Origin of the sequence: Plantactinospora solaniradicis (genome assembly GCF_042658085.1) — a bacterium.
GTDB lineage: Bacteria > Actinomycetota > Actinomycetes > Mycobacteriales > Micromonosporaceae > Plantactinospora > Plantactinospora solaniradicis.
The window spans coordinates 147894-162977 of record NZ_JBHSPR010000017.1 but is presented as its reverse complement, the minus strand read 5'-3'; the positions used below and the strand labels follow the sequence as shown (position 1 = coordinate 162977).

General features: G+C 71.2%; 16 protein-coding genes. 12 read left to right on the top strand and 4 right to left on the bottom strand.

Going from position 1 to position 15084, the window contains the following annotated elements:
- Window positions 1–3: 3 nt before the first annotated feature.
- Window positions 4–672 (bottom strand): TetR family transcriptional regulator, encoded by a 669-nt coding sequence (locus tag ACFP2T_RS20435; protein ID WP_377424196.1) that lies wholly within the window; start codon window positions 670–672, stop codon window positions 4–6.
- A gap of 112 nt (window positions 673–784) precedes the next feature.
- Here ACFP2T_RS20435 and ACFP2T_RS20430 point away from each other — a divergent pair, with 112 nt between their 5' ends.
- Complete coding sequence (locus ACFP2T_RS20430) at window positions 785–1705, top strand: SDR family NAD(P)-dependent oxidoreductase (RefSeq protein WP_377424195.1); 921 nt, start codon at window positions 785–787, stop codon at window positions 1703–1705.
- 127 nt (window positions 1706–1832) lie between these two features.
- A complete protein-coding gene (locus tag ACFP2T_RS20425) occupies window positions 1833–2747 on the top strand; it encodes a DUF5995 family protein (protein ID WP_377424192.1) in 915 nt (304 codons plus the stop codon).
- Between the two features lie 71 nt (window positions 2748–2818).
- Here ACFP2T_RS20425 and ku read toward each other — a convergent pair whose 3' ends face one another.
- Window positions 2819–3853 (bottom strand): non-homologous end joining protein Ku, encoded by a 1035-nt coding sequence (gene ku / locus ACFP2T_RS20420; protein ID WP_377424189.1) that lies wholly within the window; start codon window positions 3851–3853, stop codon window positions 2819–2821.
- A 167-nt stretch (window positions 3854–4020) separates the two neighbouring features.
- On the opposite strand from ku, the gene ligD (ACFP2T_RS20415) reads away from it, so the two are divergent.
- The 5 genes from ligD (ACFP2T_RS20415) to ACFP2T_RS20395 all read left to right on the top strand — a co-directional run bounded on the left by ligD (ACFP2T_RS20415) (window position 4021) and on the right by ACFP2T_RS20395 (window position 9776).
- The gene (gene ligD, locus ACFP2T_RS20415) at window positions 4021–4974 is read left to right on the top strand and encodes a non-homologous end-joining DNA ligase (RefSeq protein WP_377424187.1); all 954 of its coding nucleotides are present in this window, start codon (window positions 4021–4023) and stop codon (window positions 4972–4974) included.
- Between the two features lie 86 nt (window positions 4975–5060).
- Complete coding sequence (gene ligD / locus ACFP2T_RS20410; protein ID WP_377424185.1) at window positions 5061–5978, top strand: non-homologous end-joining DNA ligase; 918 nt, start codon at window positions 5061–5063, stop codon at window positions 5976–5978.
- Window positions 5979–6064: 86 nt separating this feature from the next.
- Window positions 6065–6694: a SigE family RNA polymerase sigma factor gene (locus ACFP2T_RS20405; protein ID WP_377424183.1), complete on the top strand. Its 630-nt coding sequence runs from the start codon at window positions 6065–6067 to the stop codon at window positions 6692–6694.
- Window positions 6691–7650 (top strand): hypothetical protein, encoded by a 960-nt coding sequence (locus tag ACFP2T_RS20400; protein ID WP_377424181.1) that lies wholly within the window; start codon window positions 6691–6693, stop codon window positions 7648–7650. Before ACFP2T_RS20405 ends, ACFP2T_RS20400 begins: the two co-directional genes overlap by 4 nt.
- A complete protein-coding gene (locus tag ACFP2T_RS20395) occupies window positions 7647–9776 on the top strand; it encodes a hypothetical protein (RefSeq protein WP_377424180.1) in 2130 nt (709 codons plus the stop codon). The genes ACFP2T_RS20400 and ACFP2T_RS20395 overlap by 4 nt, the downstream gene beginning before the upstream one ends.
- Before the next feature lie 38 nt (window positions 9777–9814).
- Here the strand turns inward: ACFP2T_RS20395 and ACFP2T_RS20390 are convergent, their stop codons facing one another.
- Window positions 9815–10366 (bottom strand): hypothetical protein, encoded by a 552-nt coding sequence (locus tag ACFP2T_RS20390; protein WP_377424178.1) that lies wholly within the window; start codon window positions 10364–10366, stop codon window positions 9815–9817.
- Between the two features lie 99 nt (window positions 10367–10465).
- Between ACFP2T_RS20390 and ACFP2T_RS20385 the strand changes: the two genes are divergently transcribed.
- The 3 genes from ACFP2T_RS20385 (at window position 10466) to ACFP2T_RS20375 (ending at window position 11944) form a co-directional block, all read left to right on the top strand.
- Window positions 10466–10765, top strand: coding sequence for a type VII secretion target (locus ACFP2T_RS20385; protein ID WP_377424176.1), 300 nt, complete (start codon window positions 10466–10468; stop codon window positions 10763–10765).
- Between the two features lie 92 nt (window positions 10766–10857).
- Window positions 10858–11574, top strand: coding sequence for a hypothetical protein (locus ACFP2T_RS20380; protein ID WP_377424175.1), 717 nt, complete (start codon window positions 10858–10860; stop codon window positions 11572–11574).
- A gap of 1 nt (window position 11575) precedes the next feature.
- On the top strand, window positions 11576–11944 hold the full coding sequence (locus tag ACFP2T_RS20375) for a hypothetical protein (protein ID WP_377424173.1): 369 nt from the start codon (window positions 11576–11578) through the stop codon (window positions 11942–11944).
- 46 nt (window positions 11945–11990) lie between these two features.
- On the opposite strand, the gene ACFP2T_RS20370 is transcribed toward ACFP2T_RS20375, so the two are convergent.
- Entirely contained in the window at window positions 11991–13670 is a 1680-nt protein-coding gene (locus ACFP2T_RS20370; protein WP_377424170.1) for a DNA repair helicase XPB, read from the bottom strand.
- Between the two features lie 150 nt (window positions 13671–13820).
- Here ACFP2T_RS20370 and ACFP2T_RS20365 point away from each other — a divergent pair, with 150 nt between their 5' ends.
- Together ACFP2T_RS20365 and ACFP2T_RS20360 are read left to right on the top strand one after the other, a co-directional pair.
- Complete coding sequence (locus ACFP2T_RS20365; protein WP_377424168.1) at window positions 13821–14681, top strand: L,D-transpeptidase family protein; 861 nt, start codon at window positions 13821–13823, stop codon at window positions 14679–14681.
- Between the two features lie 231 nt (window positions 14682–14912).
- A complete protein-coding gene (locus ACFP2T_RS20360) occupies window positions 14913–15083 on the top strand; it encodes a hypothetical protein (RefSeq protein ID WP_377424166.1) in 171 nt (56 codons plus the stop codon).
- Window position 15084 lies beyond the last annotated feature (1 nt).

Below are 15084 nucleotides of genomic sequence, written 5' to 3'. Positions count from 1 at the left end.
CCGTCACCGCCGCCCTCGGTCGCCGAGAAAGGCGGGGCGCAGCAGGGCGAAGGCCCGGTCGGTCAGGGCGGCCCGGTCCGCGGTGCCGCCCGAGCGCAGCCATTCCCGGGAGACGGTGTCCAGGGCGGCCGAAGCGGCGTTGGTGAGCAGGTCGGCGGTGAAGCTGTCGAGCGTGGCGCCGGCCCGGTCCCGGAGGGCGGCGCTGACCCGGGAACGCCACTGTTCCCGTTTCTCGTGTCGGCGGGCCCGCAACGACGGAGTCGACTCGACCAGGCGGTGTGCCGCCAGTTCGCGCTCGGAGCCGTGGATCCGTTCCTCCCAGCGGCGTAGCACCTGGTGCAGGCACTCCCACGGGTCCTCCCCGGCGGGCCGGGCGCGGATCTCCTCGACGACCTGCTCGCCCAGCACGTCGACCCCGCCGAACACCACGTCCTCCTTCGCCGGAAAGTAGCGGAAGAAGCTGCGTTTGGTGAGGCCACCGGCCCTGGCGATCTCGTCGACCGTCGTCTGGTCGAATCCGCGCTCCGCGAACATCGCCAAGGCCAGACCGGAGAGTTCGGCGCGTACCGCTCGGCGGGTCCGCTCCCGCAGCCCGTCCCTGGCGCTGTCCTTGTCCGTGGCGCTGTCCTTGTCCGTGGCGCTGTCCCCGTCCGTGGCGCTGTCGTCGTTCACGCACCCGAGTTTACCTTTCGACACCTGATGTCAAAGATGACACCTAGTGTCATAGACTTGCCGGGACGGTCTCGGCGACCCCCGGCGAGACCTCGTAGCCGAGGAGGTTGTCGTGACGACGCTGCACGGCAGGACGGTGCTGGTGACGGGTGGGACGGGCGGAATCGGCAAGGAGACCGCCCGCCGGCTGGCACGGCTGGCCGCCCGCGTGGTGCTGGTAGGCCGGGACCTCGGTCGAGCCCGGTCGGCCGTCGAGGAAATCCGGCGGGACACCGGCAACGGTGACATCGCCGCGCTCACCGCCGACCTCACCCGGCAACGGGACGTCCGTCGGCTGGCCGGCGAGCTGACCGACCGGTACGGTGCCCTGCACGTACTGGTCAACAACGCCGGAGTCGTCGCGAACCGACGCGAACTCACCGAGGACGGTGTCGAGACCGCGTTCGCGGCCAACGTCCTCGCGCCCTTCGCGCTCACCCACCTGCTGCTGCCGGTGCTCCGGGCGTCCGCACCGGCGCGGGTGGTCAACGTCACCGGCGGAATCCCACGGGGGCGGATCGACCTGGACAACCTCCAGGGTGAGAAGTCCTACGTCGGACTGTCCTCCTACAACCAGACCAAGCTGGCGCTGATGGCGATGAGCTACGCCTTCGCCGAGCGGCTGGCCGGGACCGGGGTGACCGTCAACGTGGCCTACCCGGGCCACGCTTGCACCTCGATGAACAAGGGCCTGGCCAGTACGACGTACCCGGTGCTGGCCCGCCCGGTCGTGCCGCTGCTGAAGCTGCTCATGCCGGTGCTCTACGGCGGTCGGGCCGTGGTGGACGCGTCGAGGTCGAGTGCCCATCTCGCGTCGAGCCCCGAGCTGGCCGGGATGCACGGCACGTACGTCGACAGCCGGGGTCGGCCCACCCGGTGGCCGGCGTCGGTGCGGGACGAGCGGAACCGCGTGGCCATCTGGGAGATGTGCCGGCGCTTGAGTCCGGTGGACGACGCGCGGTGGCCGGGTCGAGAGTGGGGATCGACAGGGTAGCAACCGAACCGGCTGTAGTTGCTGGTCAAGTCGGCTATCGGACCGATATTCCTGACTCGTCACTCAGATTGGGGATGATGTTCGACATTGACGTGAATCATCATCTCAGGGGGCGAATATGGGAAGAATGGCCCGAATACGTGCGCTACTGGCCGCTGTGCTGGGCGTGATCGGGGCATTGGCCCTCGCGCCACCGGCCCTCGCCCGACCGACCTCGGACGGGGTCGCGACCTCTGCCGTCATCCCCGACACCTGCCCACAAGGCGGAAACGAGTGCGTTGACGGCACCATCGCGCAACTGCGGGAGCGGTTCGCGTCGCTGGGGCGGTCCTGCGACCACCACAGCACGTTCGCGCTGGCGTACCTGCGGACCACCCAGGGCTTCAAGTGGGGGCGTGACCAGGAAGGATTCTTCGCGGACAACCGCTGGGTGAACCGCGAGGGGGCGCTGTTCGCCGAGTACTACTACCGAGCGTACGACGACTGGGCCGCTGGTCGCCGTTCCTCCGTGCCGCTCGCCTGGCTGGCCGCCCTGGACGCGGCCCGGTCCCGTCGACTGACCGGCGCCGGTGACCTGATGCTGGGGATGAACGCGCACATCAACCGGGACCTGCCGTACGTCCTCGAACGGGTCGGGCTGACCGCACCCGACGGCAGCAGCCGGAAGCCCGACCACGACAAGGTGAACAAGATCCTGGCCGAGGTGATGGACCCGCTGCTGGCCGAGCTGTTGACCCGGTTCGACCCGTACGGCTTCGACACCGGGATCCCGAACAGCACCGTGCTCGACGTGATCATCGGCTGGCGCGAGCAGGCGTGGCGCAACGCCGTACGGCTGGCCAACGCCCGGAACCCGTTCACCCGGGCCCTGGTGGAGTTCGACATCGAGTCCGGCGCCGCCACGGTCGCGGCTGGACTGGCCACACTGACCGGCTACGTCCCGCCGTTCACCGGCCCAGGCCCCCGGAGCACGCACTGCGCCGCCCAGCACGCCACCCCGCCCCCGCTGCCCTACCCGTTCGGCCTGCCCCCCGCGTACTAGACACAGTGGTTAGGAAGGGGCCCTTCTTATGCAGAAAGCGATAACAAGGGGCCCTTCCTTACACCCGGGGCTCAGGCGGACTTGCGGGCGGCCTTCTTCGCGGCGGTCTTCTTGGCCTCGGTGGTCTTCTTGGCGGCGGTCGTTTTCTTCGCGGTGCCGGTCTTTTTGGCCTCGGTGGCCTTCTTCGTGCCGGTGGACTTCTCCGCCGTCTTCTTGGCGGCCTTCTTCGCGGCGGGCGCAGCCTTCTTCGAGGCCGCGGCCTTCTGGGCGGACTTCGCGGACGAGATCGGAGTGGGCTTTCCGGCGCCGGCTCCGGCCGGCTCCTCGCCACGGGCGGCGCGGGCCCGGTCCACCGAGGCCCGCAGCGCGGCCATCAGGTCGACCGCCGCGGCCGGCGCCTCCTCGACCTCCTCCGGCTGCACCACCTCCCGGCCCTCGACCTTGGCGTCGATGACCTCCTGGAGCGCGGCCCGGTAGTCGTCGGTGAAGACGTCCGGCTCGAACTCCCCGGCCATCGAGTCGATCAGGGAACTCGCCATGGCCAGCTCCGGTGGCCGTACCGAGATGTCCTCGTCCAGGAACCCGAAGTCGGGCCGGCGGATCTCGTCGGGCCAGAGCATCGTGTTGAGCAGCAGCACCCCCTCGCGTACCCGCAGGGTGGCGAGCTGTTCCCGCTGGCGCAGCGCCACCTTCACGATGGCCACCCGCTCCGAGTCGGTCAGCGCGTCCCGCAGCAGCACGTACGGCTTCGCCGCCGCGCCGTCCGGCTCCAGGAAGTACGCCTTGTTGTAGAGGATCGGATCGACCTGCTCGGCCGGTACGAACTCCAGCACGTCGATCGCGTGCGAGGTGCTCAGCGGCAGCTCGGCGAAGTCCTCGTCGGTGAGGATGACCATCTCGCCACCGCCGATGTCGTAACCCTTGGCGATGTCGTCGTAGCTGACCTCCTCGCCGTCGATCGAACAGGTGCGCTTGTACTTGATCCGGCCACCGTCGGTGCGGTGCACCTGATGGAAGCGGATGTCCTTCTCCTCGGTGGCCGAGTAGACCCGTACCCCGATGGAGACCAGCCCGAACGAGACGGCGCCCCGCCAGATAGCCCGCATGATCCGTACCTTCCCCCATCCGGGCGGAAATTCACCCAGCCGAGTGAATGAGCCCCCCTGAGCAGCCGGTACCTCCGCCGTCGCCGGTGTGGACGACCGGTCTGATCCAGGATCGCATCGGATCGAACCGGACGCGAGGGTTTCGGGGCGGACCTAGAGTGGGGACCGTGCCCGGCACGCCGGTCAAGCCGATGCTCGCGACCACCGGGGAGCTGCCCACAGGCCCCGGCTGGGTGTATGAGTTCAAATGGGACGGGGTACGGGCGGTCGGTGACGCCACCGCCGACTCCCTGCGGCTGTACGCGCGCTCCGGAGTGGAGATCACCGCCGCCTATCCCGAACTCGCCGCGCTCGGCCGGCAGCTCGCGGAGCGGGCCGACGACGCGGTGCTGGACGGGGAGGTGGTGGTGTTGACCGAGCAGGGGCAGCCGTCGTTCACCGCCCTCGCCGAACGGATGCACGTCCGGGAGCCGGGCCGGGCCGCGCGGTTGGCGGCCAGCCTGCCGGTGACGTACATGATCTTCGACCTGTTGCGGCGGAACGGCGAGGACCTGACCGGGTGGCCCTACCGACGTCGCCGGGAGGCGCTGGAGGCCCTCGGCCTCGGCGGGCCGCGTTGGGCGGTGCCGCCGGTCTTCCCGGACGGCCTCGCCACCTACCAGGCGGCCGGCGAGCACGGCCTGGAGGGTGTGGTCGCCAAGCGCGTCGACTCCGTCTACCGGCCGGGGCTGAGGTCGCCGGACTGGTTGAAGGTGAAGCTGGAGGTGACCGACGACTTCGTGGTCGGCGGCTGGCGCCCCGGCGTACGCCGGATCGGCGGGCTGCTGGTCGGGGTTCCGGCGCCGGACGGCGCGGGGCTGGTGTACCGGGGTCGGGTGGGCGGTGGGATCGGCGCGGCGATCGAGCGCGAACTGCTCGCCGTCCTCGAGCCGCTGCGCAGCGCCGGATCACCGTTCGTCGGCACGGTGCCCAGGGAGGATGCCCGGGGCGCGATCTGGGTAAGACCCGAAATCGTGGTGGAGGTGAAGTACGGCCAGCGCACGCCGGACGGCCGGCTGCGGTTCCCCCGGATTCGCCGGCTGCGTACCGACAAGAGTGCGGCGGACGTCGATGCCGGCTGACCAGGGAGCGCGCCTGTCGGCCGACCGGGGAGCGAGCCTGTCGGCTGACCGGGGAGCGAGCCTGTCGGCTGACCAGGAGGGCGAGCATGCCGGCTGAGCGGCGGGTGCGGGTCGAGGTCGAGGGCCGCGGACTGGAGCTGTCCAACCTGGACAAGGTGCTCTACCCGGCGTCGGGGTTCACCAAGGGCGAGGTGATCGACTACTACACCCGGGTGTCGACCGCGCTGCTGCCGCACCTGCGGAACCGGCCGTTGACCCGGATCCGCTACCCGAACGGCGTCGACGCGTCGTTCTTCTTCGAGAAGAACGCACCGGCCAGCACCCCGGACTGGGTACGGCTGGAACGGTTGCCGTCACCGGGCTCGTCGAAGGACCGGGAGGTGCTGGACTACGTCGTCTGCGACGACCTGCCGACGCTGGTCTGGCTGGCCAACCTGGCCGCCCTGGAACTGCACGTCCCGCAGTGGCGGGTCGGGGCCGACCCGGACCTGATGGTGATGGACCTGGACCCGGGCGCACCGGCCGGACTGGCCGAGTGCTGCGGCGTCGCACTGCTGATCCGGGACCGGCTCGACGCCGACGGCATCGCCAGCTACCCGAAGACGTCGGGCCGCAAGGGCATGCAGTTGAGCTGCCCGATCTCGGGCCGGCAGTCCGCCGAGGTGGTCTCCGGGTACGCCCGGCGGGTGGCCGAGGAACTGGCCCGGGAGGTACCGAAGTCGATCACCGCGCAGATGGCCAAGCGACTCCGGCCGGGCAAGGTGTTCATCGACTGGAGCCAGAACAACGCGGCGAAGACGACGGTGGCGCCGTACTCGTTGCGGGCCCAACCCGTCCCGTCCGCGTCGACGCCGCTGACCTGGGCCGAGGTCGAGGCCGCGGCCGAGGGCGAGCCGGGTGCCGTCCGCCAGTTCCCCGCCGCCGAGGTGCTGTCCCGGATCGAGGAGTACGGCGACCTGATGGTCGAACTGCTCGACGGTGGCCCGAAACTTCCGCTCCGCTGACCTTCCAGCGCCGACATCGCGGATAGATTCCTGGAACCCGCCGGACGGGTCGCTCCGTGTCTATCTCGACGGAGGGAGCCGGATTCATGGGGTTACACCTGTTCCGCTCGGCTGACGACCGGGACAAGGAGTTCGCCGACTACTACGCGGCACGCGGCGCCCGGATGCGGACGACGGCGTTCCTGCTGTGCGGCGACTGGTATCTGGCCGAGGACCTGACCCAGATCGCCTTCACCAAGCTCTACCGCGCCTGGCGGGGCATCACCCGGCACGAGGTGCTCGACCAGTACGTCCGCCGGATCCTGCTCCGGGTGTTCCTGGACGAGAAGCGGCGACCCTGGCGCCGGGAGCACAGCTCGGGACACGAGGGCACCCATCTGGACCGGCCGGTGGCCGCGCCGGACATCGAGAGCCGGCTGGTGCTGCGAGCGGCGTTGGCCTCCCTGCCGCCCCGCCAGCGCGCGGTCCTGGTGCTGCGGTTCTGGGAGGACCTGTCGATCGAACAGGCGGCGGAGGTGCTCGGCGTACCGGTCGGCACCGTGAAGAGCCAGACCGCGCGCGGTCTGGAACGACTGCGCGCGGTCGTCGGCCGGGACATCACCGGGGAGAGCACGGACAACACCGGCGGAGGCCGGGGCGTCAGCGGCGGAGCCCGGGGCGTCAGCGGCGGAGGCCGGTCGAGGAGCGGGAACCAGTCACTGGGAGAGGTGCGATGAACGACGTCCGGCAGGTCTTCGACGAGCTGCTGACCGGGCCGGTGCCCCCGATGGCGTCGTCCGAGGTGATGCTCGCGGTCGCCCGACGGACCGAGCAGCGGCGTCGTCGGGTCGGTCTGACCATCGGGGCCGGCGGATTGGCCGTACTGACGGTCGCGGTCGCGGTCGCGGTCGGGATCTCCTCGGTCGGCCGGTCGACGCCCGGCCCGGATGCGGTGGCCGACGGGCCGGCGACGTCAGCCAGCGGCGCCGCTACGCCGACGCGGTCGGTTCCGTCCGGTGGCAGGGTCCGGAACAGCGCCGACATCCTCGACGGGATCGCCGCCGCGCTACCGGCCGACCACACCATCCGGCGGGCCCCGGCGGGCGACGACGTCAGCGCCCGCGACATACCGGACCTCGAGGTGCTACGTCCGGGACAGGGGCTGCGGGGCGTCCGGCTCCTCGACGCCGTAGCGGTGGTGTACGCCGGGGACCGGGCGGGTGAGATCGCGGTGACCCTGCGGGACGCCCGGGCGGCGGCGGATCCTCCGCGCCGTACGGAGAAGCCCGGCAACGCGGAACTGTGTACGGCGCGGACGCCACCGCCGGGGCCCTGGCCGCCCCGCGCCCCGGAAGGCGGAGACTGCCGGACGGTGCTGGTGGGTGACGTCGCGGTACGGGTCAGGACGGCACGGTTTCCGGATCCCACCGCCCTCGACGGGGACGTCCCGGCGGCCGGTGGCGGCGGATCCGGGCCCGGGAGGACCGCGACGGACCCGCCCGATGTCACCTGCACCTCGGCGACCCGGTTCGCCGAGGGTGTGGAGGTCACGGTGCGGTGGTGCCCCGCCGTCGCGTCGTTCGCGCTGGCGGAGTCCCGGGCCCCGCTCACCGGGTCGGTCTTCACCGACCAGCGACTCGCCGAACTCGCCGCCGGCCCGACCTTCCTGCCGGCCCAGGAGACCGGCCGATGAACCTCGCCGCCGCCCTGGTGGCCTCCCTGCTGGTCATCCCGTTCCCGGTCGCCGGAACCCGGTCGTCGGCCGGGTCCGGGCCAATGGCCGCCGTGACGGTACGCCCGGCACCGCCGACGCCGGCCGGGGCGTCCCGCCGGATCATTCCGGGCACCCCTGACCAGCCGTCGCTGCGGTACGTCGTCGACGGCGCGTCGAAGCCGAGCGGGCACCGCTCCGCCGCGTACCCGGTGCGGGTCACGCTGCTCGACCGGCGGGGCGTTCCGGCCGCGCCGCCGGAGGACGAGGGCGACGGCTACAACCGGGCGTTCTTCCTCGACCTCGACACCGGTGCGCTGGCCGGAACGGCCACCGACGGGCAGACCATCACCCTGCCGACCGGCAGCTTCCTGCTCGTCTCGGCGGTACGCACGCCGGAACCGCTGTCGGTCGGCAGCCGTACGGTCCTGGTCCATCCGGAACTCGTCGTGACCGACAGGGCCTCGGTCACCCTGGACGCCAGGACGGCGCGGCGGGTCTCGGTGACCGTGGACCGGCCGACGGCCGAGCGGATGGGCGGTTCGCTCGGGGTCGTGGTGCGGGACTTTCCGGATCCCCGGGAGAGGATCGACTTCGCGCTGCCGCTGGACCGGTACGGCGAGGTCTACGCGACCTCGGTGCCGGACGTCTCGAATCCCCGGCTCACGTACTACCACCGGGAGATGCTGGAGGAGCCGGAACTCCGGCTGGACGTGACCGCCCCGGAACGCTTCTCCGTGCGGGTCCAGCCGTACGCCGACGGTAGCCGGCAGGTGCCCCGCCTGCTCGGCAGCCATCCACTGTCCACCGTGTACGGCGGTGCCGGTACCCCCGCCGAACTGGCCACGCTGCCGGTACGGGGTCGGCTGGTGCTGCTCCGGCTGACCGGGGACGAGGCCCGGAACGCGGACCTGGTCGCCGAGCGGATCCGGAACGTCGCCTCGGCCGGGGGCCGGGCGGTGCTTCTCGGCGGAACCGTTCCGGACGTGTCCGAGGCGTCGATTCCCGTCGCGTACACCGTCGACCCCGCCCTCGACCGGCTGGTCGCGCTCGCCGGGACGGCGCAGGCGCGGGTGAGCTGGACCGAACTGGCCGCCAGTCCGTACCGCTACGATGCCGCGTTCACCAACCGGGGGCAGGTGCCGGCCCGGACGGGTCACCGGCTGCGCGACGGCGATCTCGCGGCGGTCCGGACCACCTACCACGCGCAGGGCGGGGACGGCATCGGTGCGGAGTTGAAACTCGCGCTCCTCGACGGACTGGAACTGGAGAGCGTGTCGGTGGTGCCCTGGCCGTTCACCCGGACCGACTACGTCACGCCGGGGCGCTGGCGATCCGTGCAGTGGAACTACGAGTGGGGCCTTGACGAACTGTACCGGGAAACGACCAGCTACACCGCCGGGCAGACCGCCGTGGTCGACTGGAACAGGGCGGTGCTCGGCCCGTTGCCCCCGCGCGACCCGTTCGACGGTGCCGGCTGGGCGTACCGGGAGCAGGACCTGATCCGGGTACGCGTGCCACTCTTCGCCGACTCGACCGGCAACATCCGTCCGGCGGTGACCGCCGAGCCACCGGAACCACTGCTCCGGGGAATCACCGAGCTGTACCGCGACGACGTCCTGGTGGACCGCTGGGACGCCGTCGGGTACGGGGACTTCGCCGTACCGGCCGAACCGGGGCGGTACACCCTGCGGGCGGCGGCGGAACGGATCTCGCCGCTCTTCACCACCTCCACCTCGGTCGCCGCGACCTGGTCGTTCTCCTCCGGGCGCGCGGCGGAGCGGACGGCGCTGCCGCTGCTCGGGGTGCGGGCCCGGGCGGAGGTGGACGACCGCAACCGGGGACCGGCCGGTCGGGCGGTACGGCTGCGGCTGGATCTGAGCAGGGCCGGTACCGAGGGTCCGGTCGGGACCCGGGTGCTGACGGCGCAGATCTCCACCGACGAGGGCCGCACCTGGCGGGTGGCTCCGGTCCGCCCGGACGGGACCGGTTGGGTGGCCAGCTACGTCAACCCGACTACCGGGGACGTCTCACTCCGGCTGAGCGCCACCGACGTCGACGGCAACACGGTGAGCACGACGATCCTCCGGGCGTACCCGGTCGGATAGCCCGCGCGGCGTCGTCGGACGGCGGCGCCGCGCGGTGCTCAGCCGGGGTGCTGGGGGAGCCGGTCGACAGTGGCCCGGACCTGGGCGGCGAACTCGGGGTGTGCGTCGCGGACCAGCACCGCGCCGCCGTCGTCCGAGGTCCGGGCCTTGGTGATCCGGGGCAGGCTGGCCAGGACGAACGGTGCCGGCGAGGCGATGGCGAGCACGATCCCGCCGATCATCGGGATGCCGAGTACGGCCGACTGCCCGGCCACGATCCGGGCCACGATCGCGCCGGCCAGGAGCGCGAGGCCGCCCCAGAAGCAGACGGAGGCGACCAGCAGCCACCAGCGGCGGGTACGGACGCACCTGGCGCACAGCGGCCAGCCGGCGATCCGGGTCACCCGGACCTTGCCCGCGTGCTCGCCGACCCGTCCGGCGGTGGCCAGGACGTTGCCGCCCAGCGCCGGGTTGCTTTCGGTCAGTTTCGGTCGGGACTGCAACGCGAAGTCGACCCGTCTGGCGGAGGGCAGCCCGTGCCGGGCGCAGCGATCCACCTGGGGCATGACGGCGTCCAGCGCGCTGACCGGAAGGGCGAAAGACGTGTCCATTTAGCAATCCTGTCGGCATGCGTAAATGTGTATGGTATCCGGGCAGTGGCGCCCGGGCGGCCGGCTCCGGGGGCGACGGAAGACCTGGGGGTAGGACAATTGTCCTTCAAGGCAGACCATACCGGCATCCGCGAGTTCGGCACCGCGGTCGGTGACCTGACCGACGACGCCGACGCGGCCGCGAGATACGTGCAGCAGCACCTCGGCATCGGCTACGCCGAGGGCCGGATGTTCGTCACCGTCGTCGAGGGCGTCAGCAACGCCCGAGAGCAGTTGCAACAGCTCTACAGTCGACTGAACACCCTGACCTCCGCCTCCGCGCAGGAGGTCAACAAGGCTGCGAAGTACTACCAGACCACGGACGCGGCCGCCGCCGAGCGGCTCGACCGTACCTACTGATCCGCTCCGGGCCACCGGTTGGATGACGGCTGCGCGACCATGACGTCCCGGAGCCGCCGGCCACAGGTCGGACAAGGAAGGGCAGAACAAGCATGGGTTCCCCCTCGGCCGAGTTGACCGCGCCGACCAGCAGCGATCCGATCCCGGACCTCGTCGAGAACATCGTCGGCTTCCCGCAGTACATCAGCCCGTCGTACTGGCTGGGCTGGGCCGCCGAGCAGGTCTGCGGCACCAACCCCTGGCAGTGGGTCGCCGACCAGTACGCCGGGGACTGGGGGGCGGTGCAGAAGGCCGGAGCGGCGGTGAAGAACCTCGCCGAGTTCAACACCGCGTACGCCGGGACGATCAACTCCGCCGTCACCACCGTCAAGTACGACTGGCAGGGCAACGCCGCGGACAGCGCCGCCGAGTACTTCAACGGGCTGGTGAAGGTCCTCCAGGACCAGGTCTCCTCGCTCAACTCGCTCGGCGGACAGTTCAACACGATGGCCGTCGGCATGTACGAGTCGGCCAACGCCATCAAGGGCCTGCTGGAGACCCTGACCGACCTGCTGATCGCGATCGGCATCGAAGCGGCGGCCGCCGCGGCTTCCAGTTGGACGGTCATCGGCCCGATCCTCGCCGGTGCCGCCGCCGCGGTCACCGTCACCAAGGCGATCGGCGTCTGGGGACAGGCGATCGAGGTGCACAACCACGTCTGGACGGCGGTGCAGGGCTTCACCGGCGTCGTCGCCGGTCTGCTCGGCGGCCTACAGGGCCTGGACGCGCATCCGCTTCCGGCCGGCGCCTACGACCACGCGGGGGTCTGAGATGACCCGGCCGAACGACGAGGAGCCGATGCTCGACGTGGCCCGGGGCGACCCGGCCCTGTCCCAGCATCTGCGCAACTCGCTCAAGCTGCTCAGCGAGCGCAGCGACGACCCGGAGTTCCGGCGACTCGCCGACGACATCCTCGCCGGTCGGCGTGGGCTGCGCGACGCGGCCACCTCGCCGGTCTTCAACCGCGCGATCAACCCGCAGGTGGAGCGCTTCGCGCAGCGCTGGGAGGAACTCTCCGACGAGGAGAAGGCGGAGTTGGCACAGCGCGGCGAGGCGGACTTCGCCGCGTCCCGGGAGCGGATCGAGCGGGAGCGCCGCGAGCGCGAGCGGTGGCGCCGGGACCACCCGGACGAGTTGTAGCCGGGTGTCCCCGGACCAGGCGCGGAACCGGGCCCGTCGGAAGGGCTCAGTCCACGCTGGGCAGCGACGGGCCGAGCACGTCGTCCGCGTCCACGATGGTGTACGCGTAGCCCTGTTCGGCGAGGAAGCGCTGCCGGTGTGCGGCGTACTCGGTGTCGATGGTGTCCCGGGAGACCACGGTGTAGAAGTGCGCCTGCCGCCGGTCGGCCTTCGGCCGCAGCACCCGGCCGAGGCGCTGTGCCTCCTCCTGGCGGGAGCCGAACGTGCCGGAGACCTGGATCGCCACCGCCGCCTCGGGCAGGTCGATGGAGAAGTTGCCCACCTTGGAGATGACCAGGGTCGAGACCTCGCCGGCCCGGAACGCGTCGAAGAGCCGCTCGCGCTCCTTGTTGGTGGTCGAGCCCTGCACGATCGGCGCGTCGAGCACCTCGCCCAACTCGTGCAACTGGTCGATGTAGCCACCGATCACCAGCACCTGGTCGTTGGCGTGCCGCTCCACCAGCGCCTTGACCACCGGCAACTTCGTCCGGGCCGTCGCCGCCACCCGGTAGCGCTCCTCCGGCTCCGCGACCGCGTACGTCATGCGCTCGGCCTCGGTCAGCGTCACCCGTACCTCGGTGCAGTCGGCGGGAGCGATCCAGCCCTGCGCCTCGATGTCCTTCCACGGCGCGTCGTAGCGCTTCGGGCCGATCAGCGAGAAGACGTCGCCTTCCCGGCCGTCCTCCCGGACCAGGGTGGCGGTCAGCCCGAGCCGCCGCCGGGCCTGGAGGTCGGCGGTGAACCGGAAGATCGGCGCCGGCAGCAGGTGCACCTCGTCGTAGATCACCAGCCCCCAGTCCCGGGCCCCGAACAGGTCCAGGTGGGTGAAGGCGCCGCCCCGGCGCGCGGTGAGCACCTGGTACGTGGCGATGGTGACCGCCCGGATCTCCTTGCGCTCGCCGGAGTACTCCCCGATCTCCTCCTCGGTCAGCGAGGTGCGGGCGATCAGTTCCCGCTTCCACTGCCGGCCGGCGACGGTGTTGGTGACCAGGATCAGGGTGGTCGCCTTCGCCTCCGCCATCGCGGCCGCCCCGACCAGCGTCTTGCCGGCCCCGCAGGGCAGCACCACGACGCCCGACCCGCCGGCCCAGAAGCTCTGCACCGCTTCCCGCTGGTACGACCGCAGGTCCCAGGCCGGCTTGCCGTCGGAGCCGGTGGTGGCCAGTTCGATCGGGTGCGCCTCGCCGTTGACGTAACCGGCCAGGTCCTCGGCGGGCCAGCCCAGCTTCAACAGCGTCTGCTTGAGTCGGCCACGCTCGGACGGATGGACGATTATGGTGTCGTCGTCCAGTTTCGTCCCCAGCATCCCGGCGAGCTTCTTGCTCTTGGCCACCTCGATCAGGACCATCCGGTCCAGTGCCCGCAGCACCAGGCCGTGGGTGGGGTGGGCGACCAGTTGGAGCCGGCCGTACCGGTCCATGGTCTCGGCGACGTCGACCAGCAGCGCGTGCGGCACCGGATAGCGGGAGAAGCGCAGCAGCGCGTCGACCACACCCTCGGCGTCGTGGCCGGCCGCCCGGGCGTTCCACAGGCCCAGCGGGGTCAGCCGGTAGGTGTGCACGTGCTCGGGGGAGCGCTCCAGCTCGGCGAACGGCGCGATCGCCATCCGACAGGCCAGCGCGTCGGGATGATCGACTTCCAGCAGCAGGGTCTTGTCCGACTGCACGATAAGTGGTCCGCCGCTCACGCCCACGCCCTCCCGTCCCGGGTCGGGCGTCCCACGCACCGACACTTCAGTCTTGCACGTTGGATAACGAAGCGAAAAAATCTTTCAGCCGGTGCAACCGAACCGGTATTCCCGTGCGTCTAGCAGTCGACGGCTCCTGGGGAGGACCAGATGGTACCTGCGCGTTTCGGCACCCGTCTTGTTGCTCTGGTGGCAGTCACCCTGTTCGGCGCCGGTGCGTGCGCGTTTGATCCGCAGACAGACCAGTCGGGAGCCGGGGGGCTCGCGCCGGTCGGGGCGGAGAACGCAACGGGGGCGAGCGCGCCGCCCGCGCCGGATCAGGGGAAAACACCCGCACCTGCCACCACGAAGCCACGACCACCGGCCACCACCGCGCCGACCAGGAAGCCGGCCCGGACCAACTCGCCGAAACCGCCGAGCGGCTGTCCGCAGGGCGACCGGCAGCGTGACGTCGAGAGGTACCTGGCCCGGCTGGGCGGGTTCGGCACGGTCACCGTCGACGGCCGGCAGTCGGCCGCCGACTGCGCGGCCATCAAGCGGTTCCAGCGCCGGTACGACATCCGTCCGGCGGAGGGCCGCGCCGGACCGACCACCGCCGACGTCGCCCGGCGGCTGGCCAGCACCGACACCGACAAGTGCAAGGCCGGCAGCGGAACGACCTTCTGCGTCAACCTGACGTTGCAGACCGTCTGGGCGATGCGCGGCGGAAAGGTGGTGATGGCGCCCACCGTCACCCGGACCGGCATGTCGGGCTTCGCCACGCCGGCCGGCACATACAAGGTGAACTTCCGCAACACCAAGGAGTGGTCCAACCCGTACGAGGTGTGGCTGCCGTACTGGCAACGCTTCATCGGCGGCATCGGGTTCCACCAGACCACCACCTACCTGCACAACAAGTCGATCGGCTCGCACGGGTGCGTCAACCTGCTCCCGGTCGACGCCCGGCGGATGTGGGCACTGGGCAAGGTGGGCACCCGGGTGCACCTCATCGGCCGACGCCCCGGCACCTGACCCCGCTCCGCGATGACCCGGGGGTGGCACCCCAGGGGCGACTCGGGGGCACGGAGCCTGTCATATCGGCCGATCGGATGCGAGTCTGGACTTCCGGGCAGCCGCACGGTGGGAGGTTCGCAGATGACGGTCGACGGCGAGGTGAGGTCCGAGACAGGCCCTCCGCCCGTATCTCCACCCCCGACCCCGCCACCGCCACCGTCTACCCCGGCCCCGGTCTCCCGAACCACCGTGCTCGCATACGCGACGGTCGCGGTGCTGATCGCCAGCTGGGTGCTCTTCGGCTGGCTGGTCCAGCAGCAGGGCTTCGTGACCTCGCTCGGTGAAGGACTCGGCGCCGCCTTCACGCTGCTGCTCATCGTCTCCATCGTTGGTACCGTGCGGCAGCATCGCCGGGAGTGAA

Excerpts from the sequence above, each read along its gene's own strand:
- ACFP2T_RS20425 (WP_377424192.1), top strand. The coding sequence starts at position 1,833 with ATGGCCCGAATACGTGCGCTACTGGCCGCTGTGCTGGGCGTGATCGGG.
- ku (WP_377424189.1), bottom strand. The coding sequence starts at position 3,853 with ATGCGGGCTATCTGGCGGGGCGCCGTCTCGTTCGGGCTGGTCTCCATC.
- ligD (WP_377424185.1), top strand. The coding sequence starts at position 5,061 with ATGCCGGCTGAGCGGCGGGTGCGGGTCGAGGTCGAGGGCCGCGGACTG.
- ACFP2T_RS20405 (WP_377424183.1), top strand. The coding sequence starts at position 6,065 with ATGGGGTTACACCTGTTCCGCTCGGCTGACGACCGGGACAAGGAGTTC.
- ACFP2T_RS20400 (WP_377424181.1), top strand. The coding sequence starts at position 6,691 with ATGAACGACGTCCGGCAGGTCTTCGACGAGCTGCTGACCGGGCCGGTG.
- ACFP2T_RS20395 (WP_377424180.1), top strand. The coding sequence starts at position 7,647 with ATGAACCTCGCCGCCGCCCTGGTGGCCTCCCTGCTGGTCATCCCGTTC.
- ACFP2T_RS20390 (WP_377424178.1), bottom strand. The coding sequence starts at position 10,366 with ATGGACACGTCTTTCGCCCTTCCGGTCAGCGCGCTGGACGCCGTCATG.
- ACFP2T_RS20380 (WP_377424175.1), top strand. The coding sequence starts at position 10,858 with ATGGGTTCCCCCTCGGCCGAGTTGACCGCGCCGACCAGCAGCGATCCG.
- ACFP2T_RS20375 (WP_377424173.1), top strand. The coding sequence starts at position 11,576 with ATGACCCGGCCGAACGACGAGGAGCCGATGCTCGACGTGGCCCGGGGC.
- ACFP2T_RS20365 (WP_377424168.1), top strand. The coding sequence starts at position 13,821 with ATGGTACCTGCGCGTTTCGGCACCCGTCTTGTTGCTCTGGTGGCAGTC.